Origin of the sequence: Holdemania filiformis DSM 12042, from assembly GCF_000157995.1 — a bacterium.
GTDB classification, from domain to species: domain Bacteria; phylum Bacillota_I; class Bacilli_A; order Erysipelotrichales; family Erysipelotrichaceae; genus Holdemania; species Holdemania filiformis.
Genome location: NZ_GG657556.1, coordinates 632,332 through 633,206, shown reverse-complemented (window position 1 = coordinate 633,206; position 875 = coordinate 632,332). Strand labels below are relative to the sequence as shown.

The 875-nt window shown below is 55.2% G+C and carries 1 protein-coding gene; it reads right to left on the bottom strand.

What is annotated here, in order from left to right; all coding sequences use genetic code 11:
- Positions 1–80 precede the first annotated feature (80 nt).
- Positions 81–875: NAD(+) diphosphatase (gene nudC, locus HOLDEFILI_RS08825; protein ID WP_006059262.1), on the bottom strand; the 795-nt coding region annotated here is incomplete at its 5' end.

The following is an 875-nucleotide window of genomic DNA, read 5'->3' as shown; positions in this document are numbered from 1 at the left end:
AACTAACCCCATTTTATTCCGCGCCTCCGATCTTTTTCCAATTTTCAGGATCACTAAAGCACAGGATCCTCCTGGAGATTTTACAAGCGTCCCTGACGGAAACGTTCGATCATCTGATGCCCGATACTTAACGGATCTGCATTCTCCGGAAGTTCTTCCGGACTCATCCATCGGGCCGCAGCAATTTCCTCCGCCTGCAGCGTAAGCTTTGGGCTGCCGTCCAGATCAGCAACAAACGCCATCATCTGTGTCGAAGAAAACGCCCACGGCTGCGAACCATAATAACGCAGTTTTTTGACCTTCAGACCGACTTCCTCCGCGACTTCCCGCGCGACGGCCTGTTCCAGCGTTTCCCCGATTTCAACATAGCCGGCCACCAGCGCCATACGCCGGCCCGTCGAATGTCCCTGAACGACAAGCAGTTTGTTCTGGCTGCGATCGATCACTGCGGTAATGACGCAGGGCGAAATCTGCGGATATTCGATCCGGCCGCACTGCGGACAAACGCGGGCCCGTTCCCGCGGACTGTCGCACAAAGCCTGACCGCAGACGCCGCAAAAGCGCCGGGTTTGACGCCAGCGCTTCAGCTGAACCGCAGTAATTCCGGCCATTGCCAAATAATTCGGCTTCAGCTCGCGGAACTGTGCGATCGGAAACCAACATAAAAAAGACAGATCGACCGAAGTCTCGTTCAGAAAATAAGCCTCCTCATTGATTCTGAATAGAAAAATCAGAGCTGAGGCTTCCGCCTGCGTCAGGGACAGCTCCGCGAAACGGGGATAGTCCAATCCTTCCGGACGCCGGATCATCGCAACCTGTTCCTCTCGGAACATCAGGATCCGATCCGACGGCTGCGGCTGCCGCGGTTCATATTG